This window comes from Mycolicibacterium celeriflavum, from assembly GCF_010731795.1.
GTDB lineage: Bacteria > Actinomycetota > Actinomycetes > Mycobacteriales > Mycobacteriaceae > Mycobacterium > Mycobacterium celeriflavum.
This window is the reverse complement of record NZ_AP022591.1, coordinates 1,010,582-1,025,813: the sequence shown is the minus strand read 5'-3', so window position 1 is coordinate 1,025,813 and position 15,232 is coordinate 1,010,582. Positions and strand designations below refer to the sequence as shown.

10 protein-coding genes and 2 pseudogenes are annotated in these 15,232 nt (G+C 68.0%); 6 read left to right on the top strand and 6 right to left on the bottom strand.

Annotated elements, in window-relative coordinates; translation table 11 throughout:
• Positions 1-75 precede the first annotated feature (75 nt).
• The 3 genes and pseudogenes from uvrB (at position 76) to G6N18_RS04855 (ending at position 4,116) form a co-directional block, all read left to right on the top strand.
• On the top strand, positions 76-2,226 hold the full coding sequence (gene uvrB, locus G6N18_RS04865) for an excinuclease ABC subunit UvrB (protein WP_067217023.1): 2,151 nt from the start codon (positions 76-78) through the stop codon (positions 2,224-2,226).
• Between the two features lie 48 nt (positions 2,227-2,274).
• Positions 2,275-3,674, top strand: a pseudogene (locus tag G6N18_RS04860) (MFS transporter).
• A gap of 160 nt (positions 3,675-3,834) precedes the next feature.
• The gene (locus G6N18_RS04855) at positions 3,835-4,116 is read left to right on the top strand and encodes a hypothetical protein (RefSeq protein ID WP_083005080.1); all 282 of its coding nucleotides are present in this window, start codon (positions 3,835-3,837) and stop codon (positions 4,114-4,116) included.
• Between the two features lie 10 nt (positions 4,117-4,126).
• Here the strand turns inward: G6N18_RS04855 and G6N18_RS04850 are convergent, their stop codons facing one another.
• Together G6N18_RS04850 and G6N18_RS04845 are read right to left on the bottom strand one after the other, a co-directional pair.
• Positions 4,127-4,798, bottom strand: coding sequence for a UdgX family uracil-DNA binding protein (locus G6N18_RS04850; RefSeq protein ID WP_083005078.1), 672 nt, complete (start codon positions 4,796-4,798; stop codon positions 4,127-4,129).
• A 36-nt stretch (positions 4,799-4,834) separates the two neighbouring features.
• Positions 4,835-6,379, bottom strand: a complete 1,545-nt coding sequence (locus tag G6N18_RS04845) for a glycosyltransferase family 39 protein (RefSeq protein WP_179962363.1) — start codon at positions 6,377-6,379, stop codon at positions 4,835-4,837.
• Between the two features lie 417 nt (positions 6,380-6,796).
• Here G6N18_RS04845 and G6N18_RS24490 point away from each other — a divergent pair, with 417 nt between their 5' ends.
• Complete coding sequence (locus G6N18_RS24490) at positions 6,797-7,237, top strand: universal stress protein (protein WP_082949207.1); 441 nt, start codon at positions 6,797-6,799, stop codon at positions 7,235-7,237.
• On the opposite strand, the pseudogene lnt reads toward G6N18_RS24490, so the two are convergent.
• From lnt to G6N18_RS04825, 3 genes and pseudogenes are all read right to left on the bottom strand, one after another.
• Positions 7,203-8,633: pseudogene (gene lnt, locus G6N18_RS04835) on the bottom strand (apolipoprotein N-acyltransferase); the annotation flags it as partial. The gene G6N18_RS24490 and the pseudogene lnt sit on opposite strands and share 35 nt — an antisense overlap.
• Positions 8,634-8,647: 14 nt before the next feature.
• Positions 8,648-9,529, bottom strand: a complete 882-nt coding sequence (locus tag G6N18_RS04830) for a fructose bisphosphate aldolase (protein WP_067217007.1) — start codon at positions 9,527-9,529, stop codon at positions 8,648-8,650.
• Positions 9,530-9,781: 252 nt separating this feature from the next.
• Positions 9,782-10,462, bottom strand: a complete 681-nt coding sequence (locus G6N18_RS04825) for an MBL fold metallo-hydrolase (protein WP_083005076.1) — start codon at positions 10,460-10,462, stop codon at positions 9,782-9,784.
• A 97-nt stretch (positions 10,463-10,559) separates the two neighbouring features.
• Here G6N18_RS04825 and uvrA point away from each other — a divergent pair, with 97 nt between their 5' ends.
• A complete protein-coding gene (uvrA, locus tag G6N18_RS04820) occupies positions 10,560-13,463 on the top strand; it encodes an excinuclease ABC subunit UvrA (protein ID WP_067217002.1) in 2,904 nt (967 codons plus the stop codon).
• Here the strand turns inward: uvrA and G6N18_RS04815 are convergent.
• Complete coding sequence (locus tag G6N18_RS04815; protein ID WP_083005073.1) at positions 13,460-14,617, bottom strand: winged helix DNA-binding domain-containing protein; 1,158 nt, start codon at positions 14,615-14,617, stop codon at positions 13,460-13,462. The genes uvrA and G6N18_RS04815 overlap by 4 nt on opposite strands.
• A 118-nt stretch (positions 14,618-14,735) precedes the next feature.
• Between G6N18_RS04815 and G6N18_RS04810 the strand changes: the two genes are divergently transcribed.
• The gene (locus G6N18_RS04810; protein ID WP_067216996.1) at positions 14,736-15,218 is read left to right on the top strand and encodes a lipoprotein LpqH; all 483 of its coding nucleotides are present in this window, start codon (positions 14,736-14,738) and stop codon (positions 15,216-15,218) included.
• Positions 15,219-15,232: the final 14 nt, after the last annotated feature.

The window sequence follows — 15,232 nt, the reverse complement described above, 5'->3', positions numbered from 1 at the left end:
GCCACCGGGCCGTCGGTGGGGCGGCCGCCGCCACGGGAATGAAGTTGTCGGTGCGCACGCTTAACCTGGTGCATTATGGCCTTCGCTACTGAACACCCCGTGCTCGCGCACTCGGAGTACCGCCCTGTCGACTCGATCGTGCGCACCGGCGGCCACTTCGAGGTGGTCAGCCCCTATGCGCCCGCCGGGGACCAGCCGGCCGCGATCGACGAGTTGGAGCGCCGGATCAAGGCGGGGGAGCACGATGTGGTGCTGCTGGGCGCCACCGGCACCGGCAAATCCGCCACGACGGCGTGGCTCATCGAGCGGGTGCAGCGGCCGACGTTGGTGATGGAGCCCAACAAGACGCTCGCCGCACAGATGGCCAACGAGTTGCGGGAGATGTTGCCGCACAATTCAGTCGAGTACTTCGTCTCGTACTACGACTACTACCAACCCGAGGCCTACATCGCCCAGACCGACACCTACATCGAGAAGGACAGCTCGATCAACGACGACGTCGAGCGGTTGCGGCACTCCGCGACGTCGAGCCTGTTGTCGCGCCGCGACGTGGTGGTGGTCGCGTCGGTGTCGTGCATCTACGGTCTGGGCACCCCGCAGTCGTACCTGGACCGGTCGGTGGAACTGCGAGTGGGCCAGGAGGTGCCGCGCGACGCGCTGCTGCGCCTGCTGGTCGACGTCCAGTACACCCGCAACGACATGGCTTTCACCCGCGGGTCGTTCCGGGTGCGCGGTGACACCGTCGAGATCATCCCGTCGTACGAGGAGTTGGCCGTCCGCATCGAGTTCTTCGGCGACGAGATCGAGGAGCTGTACTACCTGCATCCGCTGACCGGTGACGTGGTGCGCAAGGTCGACTCGCTGCGGATCTTCCCCGCGACGCACTACGTCGCGGGTCCGGAGCGGATGGCGCAGGCGATCACGTCCATCGAGCAGGAACTCGAGGAGCGGCTGGCCGAACTGGAGGGTCAGGGCAAACTGCTGGAGGCCCAGCGGCTGCGGATGCGGACCAACTACGACGTCGAGATGATGCGTCAGGTCGGCTTCTGCTCGGGCATCGAGAACTACTCGCGTCACATCGACGGACGAGGGCCGGGAACCGCGCCGGCGACGCTCATCGACTACTTCCCCGAGGACTTTCTGCTCGTCATCGACGAGTCGCACGTGACGGTGCCGCAGATCGGCGGCATGTACGAGGGCGACATGTCCCGCAAGCGCAACCTCGTCGACTTCGGTTTCCGGCTGCCCTCGGCAGTCGACAACCGCCCGCTGACCTGGGAGGAGTTCGCCGACCGGATCGGTCAGACGGTGTACCTGTCGGCAACGCCCGGGCCGTATGAGATGAGCCAGACCGGCGGCGAATTCGTCGAGCAGGTCATCCGTCCCACCGGCCTGGTCGATCCACAGGTGTTGGTCAAGCCGACGAAGGGCCAGATCGACGACCTGATCGGGGAGATCCGCAAGCGGACCGAACGCGACGAGCGCGTGCTGGTCACCACGTTGACCAAGAAGATGGCCGAAGACCTCACCGACTACCTGCTCGAAATGGGCATCCGGGTGCGGTACCTGCACTCCGAGGTGGACACGCTGCGCCGGGTCGAGTTGCTGCGGCAGTTGCGCCTCGGTGATTACGACGTGCTGGTCGGCATCAACCTGCTGCGCGAGGGGTTGGACCTGCCCGAGGTGTCGCTGGTCGCGATCCTCGACGCCGACAAGGAAGGCTTCTTGCGGTCTCCGCGCAGCCTGATCCAGACCATCGGCCGCGCCGCGCGCAATGTGTCCGGTGAGGTGCACATGTACGCGGACAAGATCACCGATTCGATGAAGGAAGCCATCGACGAGACCGAGCGGCGTCGTGCCAAGCAGATCGCCTACAACACCGAGCACGGCATCGATCCGAAGCCGTTGCGCAAGAAGATCGCCGACATCCTCGATCAGGTGTACCGCGAGGCTGACGATGTCGAGGTGGGTGGCTCTGGTCGCAACGCCTCCCGCGGACGCCGCGCACAGGGTGAGCCCGGCCGTGCGGTCAGCGCCGGGATCATCGAGGGGCGCGACACCTCGAACATGCCGCGCGCCGAATTGGCCGACCTCATCAAGGACCTCACGGAGCAGATGATGACCGCGGCGCGGGACCTGCAGTTCGAGTTGGCGGCCCGCATCCGTGACGAGATCCACGACCTGAAGAAGGAACTGCGCGGCATGGACGCCGCCGGCCTGAAGTGACGGGCCGCGGCTTGACCTCAAGTGCGGTTCAGCTCATAGCGTGACCGGGTGACCGATACAGCGACCACCACCACGGGCCGGTGGCGCGACCTGCTTGGGCCGAAATACCTGGGCGCCAGCACCGTGCTCGCAGGCGGCGTCGCGCTGTACGCCACCAACGAGTTCCTGACCATCAGCTTGATGCCCAGCGCGGTCGCCGACATCGGCGGGCACCGGCTATATGCCTGGGTGACGGCGGTGTACCTGGTCGCCTCGGTGGTCGCGGCCACCACCGTGCACTCGACGTTGATGCGCTTGGGTCCTCGGTCGTCATATCTCTTGGCGCTGACCGTGTTCGGTGCCGGCAGCGTGGCGTGTGCTGCGGCACCCACGATGGCCGCGCTGCTGGTCGGCCGCACGGTGCAAGGGCTGGCCGGTGGGCTGTTGGCCGGGCTGGGCTATGCGGTGATCAACACCGCTCTGCCCCAACGGTTGTGGACCAAGGCGTCGGCGTTGGTGTCGGCGATGTGGGGCGTGGGCACGCTGCTGGGTCCCGCCGCCGGTGGACTATTCTCCCAATTCGGTTCGTGGCGTTGGTCCTTCGGAGTGCTGGCGATCCTGACCGCGGCGATCGGCGTACTGGTGCCGTTGGCCCTACCCGCGCGGCGCGTCGTCGACTCGACGTCGCCAGGACGCCGATCCCCGTGCCGTCGCTGATCCTGTTGGGTGTCGCGGCGCTGGCGGTCAGCGCTGCCGGAGTGCCGCGCGACGCGCGGATCACCGCAGTGCTGCTCGGCCTCGGTGCTGTTCTGGTGGCGGCGTTTCTGTTCGTCGACCGGCGGCTATCCGCGGCTGTGTTGCCGCCCAGCGCGTTTGGGCCCGGGCCGTTGAAGTGGATCTACCTGACCCTCGGCGTGCTGATGGCCGCGACGATGGCGGACATGTATGTGCCGCTGTTCGGGCAGCGCCTGGGGGGCTTGACTCCCGTGGCCGCCGGCTTCCTCGGCGCCGGGTTGGCGGTCGGGTGGACGGTCGGCGAGATCGGCAGCGCATCGATGGGCAACGCGCGCACGATCAGGCGGACGGTCGCGGTCGCCCCCGCGGTGATGGCCGCGGGTCTCGCCCTGGCGGCGGCGACCATGCGCGACGACGCGCCGCCCGCCGTCGTTGCGGTCTGGGCGCTGGCGCTGGTCGTGACGGGCGCCGGGGTGGGCATCGCGTGGCCGCACCTGTCGGCATGGGCGATGAGCCGCGTCGACGACCCGGCGGAGGGGCCGACGGCGGCCGCCGCAATCAACACCGTCCAGTTGATCTGCGGTGCGTTCGGCGCCGGACTGGCCGGTGTCGTCGTGAACCTCACCGAGACCGGCACCGCGACGCCCGCTCGGTGGCTGTTGGCGGGCTTCGCGATCCTGGCCGCGCTCGGGTTGGTGGCGTCGACGCGAAGCGGCGGCCGGTTGCGGGCGTAGGTACGGAATTCGGCACACCACTGGGAACGTCCGCTCGGCAGTTTGCTGTTACGCGCCAAAGGCGCCGCGGCACAACGGCATGGCTCGCGCCGGCGGCCGTAACGGATAAGATGACGTCGGTCGGGAATCGATAAGTTGGTGCAGTAGTAGGAGTTTCGTTGTGATTGTGAAGAGGATCGGGGTGCAGGCCGCGCTCATCGGTGCACTGGCCGCCACTGCCGTGGGCGTCGGTTCGGGTGTGGCCAACGCCGAGCAACCGGTGCCGAATGCGCCGGGTATGACGTGGAAGCTCGACAAGTGGGACGACTGGGACGACTGGGATGACCGCGGCCGTGGTCCGCGCTGGGACAGCCCGGCCTACTGGAACGGCCCGCAGTACGGCGGACCGTGCGCGTGGGTGCCGCCCGCCGTGTCGATGTGGGTGCCGCCCGCCGCCTGTTAGCGAACGCTGCTCACCTCGCAGCGGAACGCAGGCCCGCGGCGAACCGCAGATCGGACACCAGCGCTCCGAACGCCTCCTCGCGGTCTTCGGGCCGTCCCCGAAGCACCGATGACGGGTGCACGGTGACCGCGACGGCGGGGTCGACGTCGAGGTCGGTGATCTCGTCGATCTCCGGGAGCCGCAGCGCCTCGCCACGGTGTGCGGTCAGCCGAAACGCGCTGCCCATCATCGACTGAGCGGCGGTCGCGCCCATCAGCACCAGCACTTCGGGTCGAACCGCGTCCAGTTCGGCGAGCAGCCATGGCCGGCAGGACACCACCTCGGTGCGGCCGGGCGTCTTGTGGATACGACGCTTGCCGCGTTCGGGCAGCGTGAACTTGAAGTGCTTGACCGCATTGGTCACATACACCCGTCCGCGGTCGATCCCGGCTTGCACCAGCGCCTTGTCCAGCAGCTTGCCCGCGGGGCCGACGAACGGTGCGCCCGCCTTGTCCTCCTGGTCGCCGGGCTGTTCCCCGACCAGCATCATCTCGGCGTCCGCGGAGCCGCCGCCGAACACGGTCTGCGTCGCGTCGAGATAGAGGTCGCACCCCTTGCAGCCGGTTGCGGCGTCGGCGAGGTCGTCGAGATCGCGGGTGTCCGGAACGAACTCCGCGGCAGTGTGCTTGGGCCGTGCGGGCATGCACAGCGATTACCCGGTTCCGCCACGATCACGCGCTTACCGCGTCGACTTGACCACCTGGGCGAAACTGAACTGCCAGCGCTCCACGACCCGGAAGCCCATTGCCTGCGGGACCCGATATGCAGGCGCGCGGCGAAGGCGCGGGCCCGGATCCAGCGCGGTGCCGCTCTCGCGATCCGCGACGCTGGTGTCACGTTGGGAGACGGTCCACAGCACGGTGCAGCGTCGAAGCTGGTCGGCCACCCCCCAGATGCCGAGATGGGCGTCCCACAGCCGGTTCCGGTCCGCCGCGCGCGGTCCGCGGCCGGGGTCGACGAGCTGAGCGTAGGCCTGCGGACGCGCCGCCGTCAGCGGACGAATGGGGCCGGGCGCCCAATTGGTGGTGTTGTCCAGCACCAGACAGTCACCAGGGGAGGCGTGCGCGGTGATAACGTCGGCGACCTGGCTGAAGTCCATGCCCTCCTTGGCATACGGCCCCCGCTGTTCGAGCAGATAATTCGGCGTCGCCGCCACCGCGAAAACCGTCAGCACCGCCGCGACGGTCTCGCGTGTCCTGGCGATCGCCGTGACGCCGACCGCCAGCAGCAGCGCCATGGCGGGCGAGGTGTAGCTGAGGTAGCGCGGGTAGTACACGGGTTCCAGCCACACCGAATAGAGCAGCAGGACCGCGGTCGGGACCACGATCCAGCCCAGGCTGATCAAAACCAGTGACCGGACGCCGGCATCGGTGGGCCGGAATCGGCGCCTCACCAGAGGCAGGATCAGCACCGCCGCCGCGACGACGGCGAACGCCACGCTGTGGTCGAAGTACTGCTCCTGCACGACCTCCGCGACGGTGTCCCATCCCGGTGCCGAGATCCACCGCACCTGGGCGATCTGCGTCCTGCTGAACACGAGGAACGGCACAACGGCGGCGATCGCCACGGCGACCGTCACGATCCACCGGTGCACCACGGCGCGGTTGGCCGCGACCGCGGCGAGCGCGACGGCGTGAACGAGCACCAGCAGCACCGCGAACACGTTGAGCAGCGAGCAAGCCACCACGGCAAGCCCGTAGCAGGCCCACAGCCGCTTGGAGTTGCGGCGAACGGCGACGAGAAGCAACACGGTCATCCAGACCGCTGCCGCGGCCGTCAGCGCATAGGACCGGGTCTCGATGCCGGCCCACGTGATGCGGGGGAGGATCGCGAACATGATCCCCGCACACGCGGCGAGCGTGCGGGACCAGAAGCGGCGCGCCAGCACGACGACGCCGGCCGCCGCCACACCGACGGCCAGACAACTCGACAGCCGCGAGTAGAACTCCGTGACCGGGAACACCGTGAACCACCCGTGCATGAGCAGGTAGTACGTGCCATGCACGGCGTCGATGTTGTGCAGCAGACGCCACAGTTCGGGAATCGTCCGAGTGGAGGCCGAGATCGTCGCCGCCTCGTCGAACCACAGCGACGGCCGTGCGGCGCCGGCCGCCGACACCGCCACGGCGAACACCGCCACCAGCGCGGCATCCAACCGGCCGGTCCGCACGGATTCCGACCGCTCGAGGCGCGCGAGGCGCTGCGCTCCCGGTGAAAGTTCCACGTGTGATCGGCTCCGTACCCTTCCGGTGAACGGCAAAACGCTAGCGCGCGCGAACTCGGCGCGCGCGTCGAATCAGCGCGGAACGCGGCCCCGAATCCAGTTGACCGGCGACTTTCGTTGCTGCACCGGCTGATTCGCCAGGCGGCCCCGGAATTGCCGGTGCCGCGCCGCAAATTAGCGTCGACGACGATTGCCTCGTCGGCACGCGGCCGACATGCGTTGTCCGGCAGCGATTTCACCTCTGCGACGGCGTGGTCCGGGTGTTGCCGGGCATCGCCCGACACCACCGGTGTAGGCGACGTCACGCGGGCCCGTGCGAGGTGACGTTGCCTGCCAAGTAGGACGAAATAGCAGGCAAACGCCCCTGGAAGGGCTACTGTTCCGAATGGCGTTGGAATCGACCCTGGGAGGACATGGATGAGCGCCTATCAGACCGTCTTGGTTGGCACGGACGGATCGGACTCGTCGCTGCGCGCGGTGGAGAAGGCTGGTCAGATCGCCGGTGACGCCAAGCTGGTCATCGCGACGGCGTACTTCCCCCAGGCCGAGGACCAGCGCGCAGCCGACGTGCTCAAGGACGAGGGCTACAAGATGGCCGGCAACGCACCGATCTACGCGATCCTGCGTGAGGCCAAGGAGCGGGCGCACCAGGCCGGCGCCAAGAATGTCGAGGAGAAGGCCATCGTCGGCGCGCCCGTCGACGCCCTGGTGGAGTTGGCCGAGGAAATCAAGGCCGACCTTCTGGTGGTCGGCAACGTCGGGTTGTCCACCATCGCGGGCCGCCTGCTCGGTTCGGTGCCTGCCAACGTCGCGCGCCGGTCCAAGACCGACGTGCTGATCGTGCACACCACGCCGTAACCACCAGCAGCGCCACACCGACCACCCAGTCGCCCCAGCGGAGGTAGGCGGTGGCGCGCGCCGCCAGCGGGACGTCGACCACGGTGGCGCCGCGCTCGGCGGCGGGTGACCACGCCAGCCGTCGGCCCTGCGCATCGAACGCCGAGCTGACCCCCGAGATCGCGGCGTGCACGGCGGGATGGCCTGTTTCGACGGTGTGGACGGCGGGCATGGTCGCCAGCTGTGGTTGCGCCCAGCTGCCCTGGTACGACGACGTTGCGCTCTGGTAAGCGAGGAGATCAGCGCCGAGTTCCACCTCGCGCCGGGCCAGATCCGAGAACAGCGTCTCGAAGCTGATCAGCGGTCCCACCGCGACGCCGTCGGTGTGCAACACGACTGGCCCGTCCCCGCGGCGACGATCCTCATCCGCGGCGCCCGTACCGGACGTGGCCCAGTCGAGCAGTCCGCGCAGCGGCACGTACTCCCCGAACGGCACGAGCCGCGTCTTCGCATAGGAGCCGCGGACCCCATCCGGCCCGATGAGCACCGACGTCTTGTAGATGCCGCCGGATGGGGCGCGGGCATCGACGTTGACCAGCAGATCGGCGCCGACGCGCCGGGACAAGTCGGCCAGCCGGGCGGCGACGTCAGGATGTGCGGCCAGGTCCACCGCGACGCTGCTTTCGCCCCACACCGCCAGGTCGACCTGCTGACCGCGCAGGCCGTCGGTCAGGCGCTCGCTGGCGGCTTGGCGGGCGGTCGCGTCGTCGATGTCGCCCGGTTGCACCAGCGCGACCCGCATCGACGGACCGGGCCCGGGCGCCGGTGCGAGCCAGAACCACACCGGACCGATCGCGATCAGCACGACCGGAAGTGCGATCGCCCAGGGTCTGCGCAGCAGAACGGCGACCACGACGGCGGTGTTGACCGCCACCACGAGAAAGCTGACGAGCCAGACGCCGCCCAGCGAGGCCGACGCCAGCGTCGCCGGCTGGTTCCACTGCGACGCGCCGAGCACCGCCCACGGACCGCCGAGCCGGTCCCACGACCGCACCGCTTCGGCGAGAACCCAAAGCGACGGCAGAACGGCCACGGCCGCAAGCGAACCGCGACCGGTGAGCTCACCGGCGAGCAGGCGGTGCGCCGCCCAACCGAACGGCAACCACAACGCTCCGAGACCGGCCGCAAGCACCAACAGCAGGGGGCCGGCGCTCGGCCACAGCCAGTACTGGGTAAAGCAGATGAACGTCGCCATCCCCAGCCAGGCCCGCACGGCGCCTTGCCCGGCCGTCGGCGCGGCACGAACGACGAAGACCAGCGGAACCAGCCCGAACCAGGCCAGCCACCACCACGCGGGCGCCGGAAAAGCGAGCGCAGGCAACGCGCCGGCGAGCACCGCCGACGCGTAGCCCAGCACTAGCTCAGGTGGCCTCAGGTGGCAGAAGCTTTGGCGATGCTCGCGATCGCCTGATCGAGCGTGGAGTTGAACTCCTCATCGCTCTGCTGGGCGGTGAGGCCCTCGGTCAGCGCGCGCGAGAAGCTCGCGATGACACCGGTGTTGCGCGACAGTCTCTCGTTGGCCTCGTCGCGGCTGTAGCCACCCGACAGCGCCACGACACGCAGCACGTTCGGGTGATCGACGAGTTCCTTGTAGAGGTTGTCGGTGTCGGGCAGCGTCAGCTTCAGCATGACCTTCTGGTCGCCGAGGTTGTTGACCCCGTCGAGCAGGGCGGACTTGAGCTGGTCCTCGGCCTCGGCCTTCTTGGGACTCTTGATGTCGACCTCGGGCTCGATGATCGGCACCAGGCCCTTGGCGAGTACCTGCCGGGCGACCTCGAACTGCTGGTCGACGACCGCCTGCAGGCCGCCGCCTGGCAGCTTGATGACCGAACGCTCCTTGGTGCCGAACACACCGTTGGCGACGGCGCGGTCCAGCAGGTCGTCGAGGCCGGGCATCGGCTTCATCGTCTGGGCGCCGTCGTTCTCCTCGGCCAGGCCCTTGTCGATCTTGAGGAACGGCACGACGTTCTTGACGTTCCACAGGTAGTCGGCGGTGGGACGGCCCTCGATCTCGCGGTCCATCGTCATCTCGAACAGGATCGCGCCCATGATGCGGTCGCCGTCGAAGGCGGGGCTGGTGATGATGCGGGTCCGCATCTCGTGGACCAGATCGAACATCTGGTCGTCACCGGAGTAGGCGTCCTCGGGAATGCCGTAGAGCTTCAGCGCCTTGGGCGTGCTGCCGCCGCTCTGGTCGAGTGCCGCAATGAAACCGGCGCCGCTCTGCGCCTTTTTTAACTGGTCCTCATTCATCCTTGTCTCCTCACCGACTTCCGGATCAGCCTAGGCCAGCGCTTTCACGGCATTTCCGCCGCCCACACACATCGGGCAGGCCGCCCGCCAGCTGCCAGCGGTCCAACATCAGGAACCCTCGCCTCGGCAGCCACACCGATCGACTTTTCGCAGACAAATCGCGAGTAACCCCGCGCAAAACGTCGATCGATGTGAGCAGTGGGGTTGGTGCGTACAGCCTGTGACCACACAGCCGCGGCGCGAATGAACCGTCTACCAACCGCGTTCTTTCCACTCGGCCAGGTGCGGGCGCTCCGTGCCGAGCGTGGTGTCGTCGCCGTGGCCCGGATAGATGACCGTCGAATCGCCGTAGACGTCGAACACCCGGCGGGTCACGTCACCGAGCAGCTGGTCGAAAGCGCCGTTCTCCCACGTCTTGCCGACGCCGCCGGGGAACAGGCAGTCGCCGGTGAACAGGTGGGTCGCCCCGGTGTTCGGGTCGGCGCCGTCGAGCGCCAGCGCCACCGAGCCGGGGGTGTGGCCCTGCAGGTGGATGACGTCGAACGACAGGTCGCCGACCTCGACGGTGTCGCCGTGGTCGAGCAAGCGATCCGGTTTGACCGGCAGGGCATCGGCGTCGAGTTGGTGTGCGGCCGTCGGTGCTCCGGTCGCCTTCGCCACGTCGGCCAATGCCTGCACGTGGTCGAAATGCTGGTGGCTGGTGACGATCAGCGACAGCGTCGGCGCGTGTTTCTCGATCAGCTCGAGTAGCACCGGTGCGTCGTTGGCGGCGTCGATGAGTAGCGTTTCGCCGGTTCGGGAACAGGTGACCAGGTAGGCGTTGTTGTCCATCGGACCGACCGAAACCTTGATTATCGATGCGCCGGGCAGAGTTCGCCGAGCGGCCGTTCCGGGCTCGACGTGACCGGTGTAGTTGTCGTCGATGACGGTCATGGTTCTCACGGTATCGGGCTTGGCTGGGGCTTGTCGGTGGGTCCACATAGCATTGGGATCAAGTCTGTCGTGCGGGAGCGGATGAGGAAGGACTCAGTTGGCTGACCGCCTAGTTGTCAAGGGTGCGCGCGAGCACAACCTGCGCAGTGTTGATCTTGATCTCCCCCGCGACGCGCTGATCGTCTTCACCGGTTTGTCGGGGTCGGGCAAGTCGTCGCTGGCGTTCGACACGATCTTCGCCGAGGGCCAACGCCGCTACGTCGAGTCGCTGTCGGCCTACGCGCGTCAATTCCTCGGTCAGATGGACAAACCCGACGTCGACTTCATCGAGGGTCTGTCGCCCGCGGTGTCCATCGATCAGAAGTCGACCAACCGCAACCCGCGCTCGACCGTCGGCACCATCACCGAGGTCTATGACTACCTGCGCCTGCTGTATGCCCGTGCCGGCACCCCACACTGCCCGGTGTGCGGTGAGCGCATCGCCCGCCAGACCCCGCAGCAGATCGTCGACCAGGTGCTGGCGATGGACGAAGGCCTGCGTTTCCAGGTGCTCGCGCCGGTGGTGCGCACCCGCAAGGGTGAATTCGCCGACCTGTTCGACAAGCTCAACAGCCAGGGCTACAGCCGCGTGCGCGTCGACGGCGTCGTGTATCCGCTCACCGATCCGCCCAAGCTCAAGAAACAGGAAAAGCACGACATCGAGGTGGTCGTCGACCGGCTCACGGTGAAGGCCACCGCCAAGCAGCGGCTGACCGACTCGGTGGAGACGGCGCTGAACCTCGCCGACGGCATCGTGGTGCTCGAGTTCGTCGACCGCGAGGATGACCATCCGCACCGCGAGCAGCGCTTCTCGGAAAAGCTGGCCTGCCCCAACGGCCATCCGCTGGCCGTCGACGACCTCGAGCCGCGGTCGTTCTCGTTCAACTCGCCCTACGGTGCCTGCCCCGAGTGTCTGGGCCTGGGCATTCGTAAGGAGGTCGACCCCGAACTCGTCGTCCCGGATCCGGACCTGACGTTGGCCGAGGGCGCGATCGCCCCGTGGTCCATGGGGCAGACCGCCGACTACTTCACCCGGATGCTGTCCGGGCTGGGCGACGCGCTCGGGTTCGACGTCGACACGCCGTGGAAGAAGCTGCCGGCCAAGGCGCGCAAGGCGATCCTCGAGGGTTGCGACGAGCAGGTGCACGTGCGGTACAAGAACCGCTACGGCCGAACCCGTTCGTACTACGCCGATTTCGAAGGTGTGATGGCGTTCCTGCAGCGCCGCATGGAGCAGACCGACTCCGAACAGATGAAGGAGCGCTACGAGGGCTTCATGCGCGACGTGCCGTGCCCCGAATGCGAGGGCACGCGGCTGAAACCCGAGATCCTGGCGGTGACGCTGACGGCGGGTGAGTTCGGGCCGAAGTCGATCGCCGAGGTCGCCGAACTCTCGATCGCCGACTGCTCGGAGTTCCTCAACGCGTTGACGCTCGGTGCACGCGAGCAGGCGATCGCCGGGCAGGTGCTCAAGGAGATCCAGTCGCGGCTGGGCTTCCTGCTCGACGTCGGCCTGGACTACCTGTCGCTGTCACGCGCCGCCGCCACGCTGTCCGGCGGTGAGGCGCAACGGATCCGGCTCGCCACCCAGATCGGCTCGGGTCTGGTCGGGGTGCTCTACGTGCTCGACGAACCGTCGATCGGGCTGCACCAGCGCGACAACCGCCGGCTGATCGACACGCTGGTCCGGTTGCGGGACCTGGGCAACACGCTGATCGTCGTCGAGCACGACCTCGACACGATCGCCCATGCCGACTGGGTCGTCGACATCGGCCCGGCGGCCGGTGAGCACGGTGGGCAGATCGTGCACAGCGGACCCTACGAGGAACTGCTGAAGAACCCGGAATCGCTTACCGGAGCGTATCTTTCGGGCAAAGAAGAGATCGAGGTGCCGGCGATCCGGCGGCCCCTTGACAAGAAGCGTCAGCTGACCGTCATCGGCGCCCGTGAGCACAACCTGCGCGAGATCGACGTGACGTTCCCGCTGGGAGTGTTGACGGCGGTCACCGGGGTGTCGGGTTCGGGTAAGTCGACACTGGTGAACGACATCCTGGCGTCGGTGCTCGCCAACAAGCTCAACGGTGCCCGCCAGGTGCCGGGGCGGCACACGCGGGTGACGGGTCTGGACAAGCTCGACAAGTTGGTCCGAGTCGACCAGTCGCCGATCGGCCGGACGCCGCGCTCCAACCCGGCGACCTATACCGGCGTGTTCGACAAGATCCGCACACTGTTCGCGGCCACCACCGAAGCGAAGGTGCGCGGCTACCAACCCGGCCGGTTCTCGTTCAACGTCAAGGGCGGCCGCTGCGAAGCGTGCTCGGGTGACGGCACCATCAAGATCGAGATGAACTTCCTGCCCGACGTGTATGTGCCGTGCGAGGTGTGCCAGGGCGCCCGGTACAACCGCGAGACCCTTGAGGTGCACTACAAGGGCAAGACCATCGCCGAGGTCCTCGACATGTCGATCGAGGAGGCCGCCGAGTTCTTCGCGCCGATCACTTCCATCCACCGGTATCTGAAGACGCTCGTCGACGTGGGCCTGGGTTATGTGCGGCTCGGGCAGCCGGCGCCGACGCTGTCCGGTGGTGAGGCGCAGCGCGTCAAGCTCGCATCGGAACTGCAGAAGCGGTCGACGGGCCGCACCGTGTACATCCTCGACGAGCCGACCACCGGCCTGCACTTCGAGGACATCCGCAAGTTGCTCAAGGTGATCAACGGCCTTGTGGACAAAGGCAATACGGTGATCGTCATCGAGCACAACCTCGATGTGATCAAGACGTCGGACTGGATCGTCGACATGGGGCCCGAGGGCGGCGCCGGCGGTGGCACGCTCGTCGCGACCGGAACACCGGAGGACGTTGCGCTCAATCCCGACAGCTACACCGGCCACTTCCTCGCGGAGGCGCTCGGGGTGTCCCGACCGACGCCCAAGCGACGCAACGGCCGCAAGGTCAGCGCCTAACGTTTCGACAGGGGTGATGGGAACCGCGGGCTGATCCGCACGCCGTCCAGCCACTCGGTCAACTCGTCGGCGCGGCGCTGCAACGCCTTGTGGGCGCAGCGGCCGACGTCCTCGAGCAGCCGCACCTCGACGCGGCCGTCGTCGTCCTGGCCCCAGGCCCCGACGATCCTGCCGTCGCACCAGGCGGTCGGACCCCCGTTGCCGTTCCTGTCGAACACCTGGCTGCGGTGTGGCCCCAGATACCAGTCCCGGTCGAACCAGCCCATCGTGGTGACGTCCAGGCCGGGCAACAGCGCGCACCACGGCTCGGGCTCAGGTTCGACGTCGAAGTCGTCGGGTAGTGCGAAGCCGGGTGCGCCGTCGAGATCGACCTCGACCGCGCCGATGTCGCGCAACGCCTGACGCGCCCACGTCAACGTGTGGCCGAACCACCACTTGACGTCGGTGACAGTGGCCGGACCGAAGGCGGCCAACCACCGTCGCACCAGTGCCGCGCGGGCGGTCTCCTCATCGACCGCGTCGGCCGGAACCAGCCACTCGGCCGTGGGCACCCAGAGCGGGCGCGACGTCGTCCACTTTCCCTCATTCGGACCGCGCACGATGTCGCCGCGCACCGACAGCGCGGTCAGGATCCGTGGCCCCAACGGAGTCTCGCCGCCCCAGCGCTTGCCCGGAGCCGGGTCCCAGGTACCCGCCAACTCGGGCAGTGCGGCCCGCAGATCCTTCGCATTCGTCGGCCCGTTCTCCGCGAGATGCCGCAGCACAGCCGCACCCGCCGCGTCGAGCCACGCGTCGCCGTCCTCACAGAGACCGGCTTTCTGCGCGTCGGCGATGAGCCGGCGGCGCTCGTTGTCGGCGACCCGGTCGCTCGCCGCAACCTGGATCAGCGGCAGATCTTCGGCGCGCACGGTCCACAGGGTCCTGCGCATGGCGAGGTGCTTGACCAGCGTGCGCCGCTCGTAGAGTTCGGCGTCCAGGTCGGCCGTGGTGAACCCCGCCAGCCGCGCCCACAGCGACAGGTAGGGGGTGGCGGGGTCGGTGGTGTGTAACCCCACGACGCGGCCCGCGACGTCACGGACGGACTCCGCCTGCTCGCACAGGAAGTGGCGACGGGCGAGCCGCGCCCGCCGCTCGTCCACCGTGAAATTGCGCATCGCCTGCGAACCGTACCGTCGGCCGCCGACAAAGTTTGGGATCGGTAGCGACCCGCGCCGCTTTGACTTGCCCCATGACGGACGCCATCGGGGCGACGTCCGAACGAAGGGAAGATCGATGAATCGAGTTGTCGCAGGTGTGATCGGACTGGTCGCCGGCGCCGCCGTGCTGGTGGGGTGTTCGGACGACAAGGGCAGCGCTCCCTCGGCCGCCGCCGCGGAAAACTCCGGGGTCAGCAGCGGCGGCAGCACCGCGGTCAAGGTCGACGGCAAGGACCTCGAAGGCCTGGACCTGAACTCGGTCACGTGCGTCAGGCAGGGCGGCAAGATCAACGTCGCCAGCGGCGCGATCGGCGGCCAGCAGGGCCTCGGCATCGTGATGACCGACGAGGCCACGCCGACGGTCGAGTCGCTGGGCATGGTCGTCGACGGCAACGCGCTCGCGGTGACCAACACCATGGGCGCCAAGGTGGGTTCCGCCGAGGTGAAGGTCGACGGCAGCACGTACACCATCACCGGTGAAGCCACGGGCGCCGACATCTCGAACCCGATGGCAGGATCGATCACCAAGCCGTTCACCGTCACGGTCGACTGCGGTTGAGCGATCCACCTCCC

What these genes read in the sequence shown, in the direction of transcription:
- uvrB (WP_067217023.1), top strand. Translation starts at nt 76, where the DNA reads ATGGCCTTCGCTACTGAACACCCCGTGCTCGCGCACTCGGAGTACCGC.
- G6N18_RS04850 (WP_083005078.1), bottom strand. Translation starts at nt 4,798, where the DNA reads ATGCCCGCACGGCCCAAGCACACTGCCGCGGAGTTCGTTCCGGACACC.
- G6N18_RS24490 (WP_082949207.1), top strand. Translation starts at nt 6,797, where the DNA reads ATGAGCGCCTATCAGACCGTCTTGGTTGGCACGGACGGATCGGACTCG.
- G6N18_RS04830 (WP_067217007.1), bottom strand. Translation starts at nt 9,529, where the DNA reads ATGAATGAGGACCAGTTAAAAAAGGCGCAGAGCGGCGCCGGTTTCATT.
- G6N18_RS04825 (WP_083005076.1), bottom strand. Translation starts at nt 10,462, where the DNA reads ATGACCGTCATCGACGACAACTACACCGGTCACGTCGAGCCCGGAACG.
- G6N18_RS04815 (WP_083005073.1), bottom strand. Translation starts at nt 14,617, where the DNA reads ATGCGCAATTTCACGGTGGACGAGCGGCGGGCGCGGCTCGCCCGTCGC.
- G6N18_RS04810 (WP_067216996.1), top strand. Translation starts at nt 14,736, where the DNA reads ATGAATCGAGTTGTCGCAGGTGTGATCGGACTGGTCGCCGGCGCCGCC.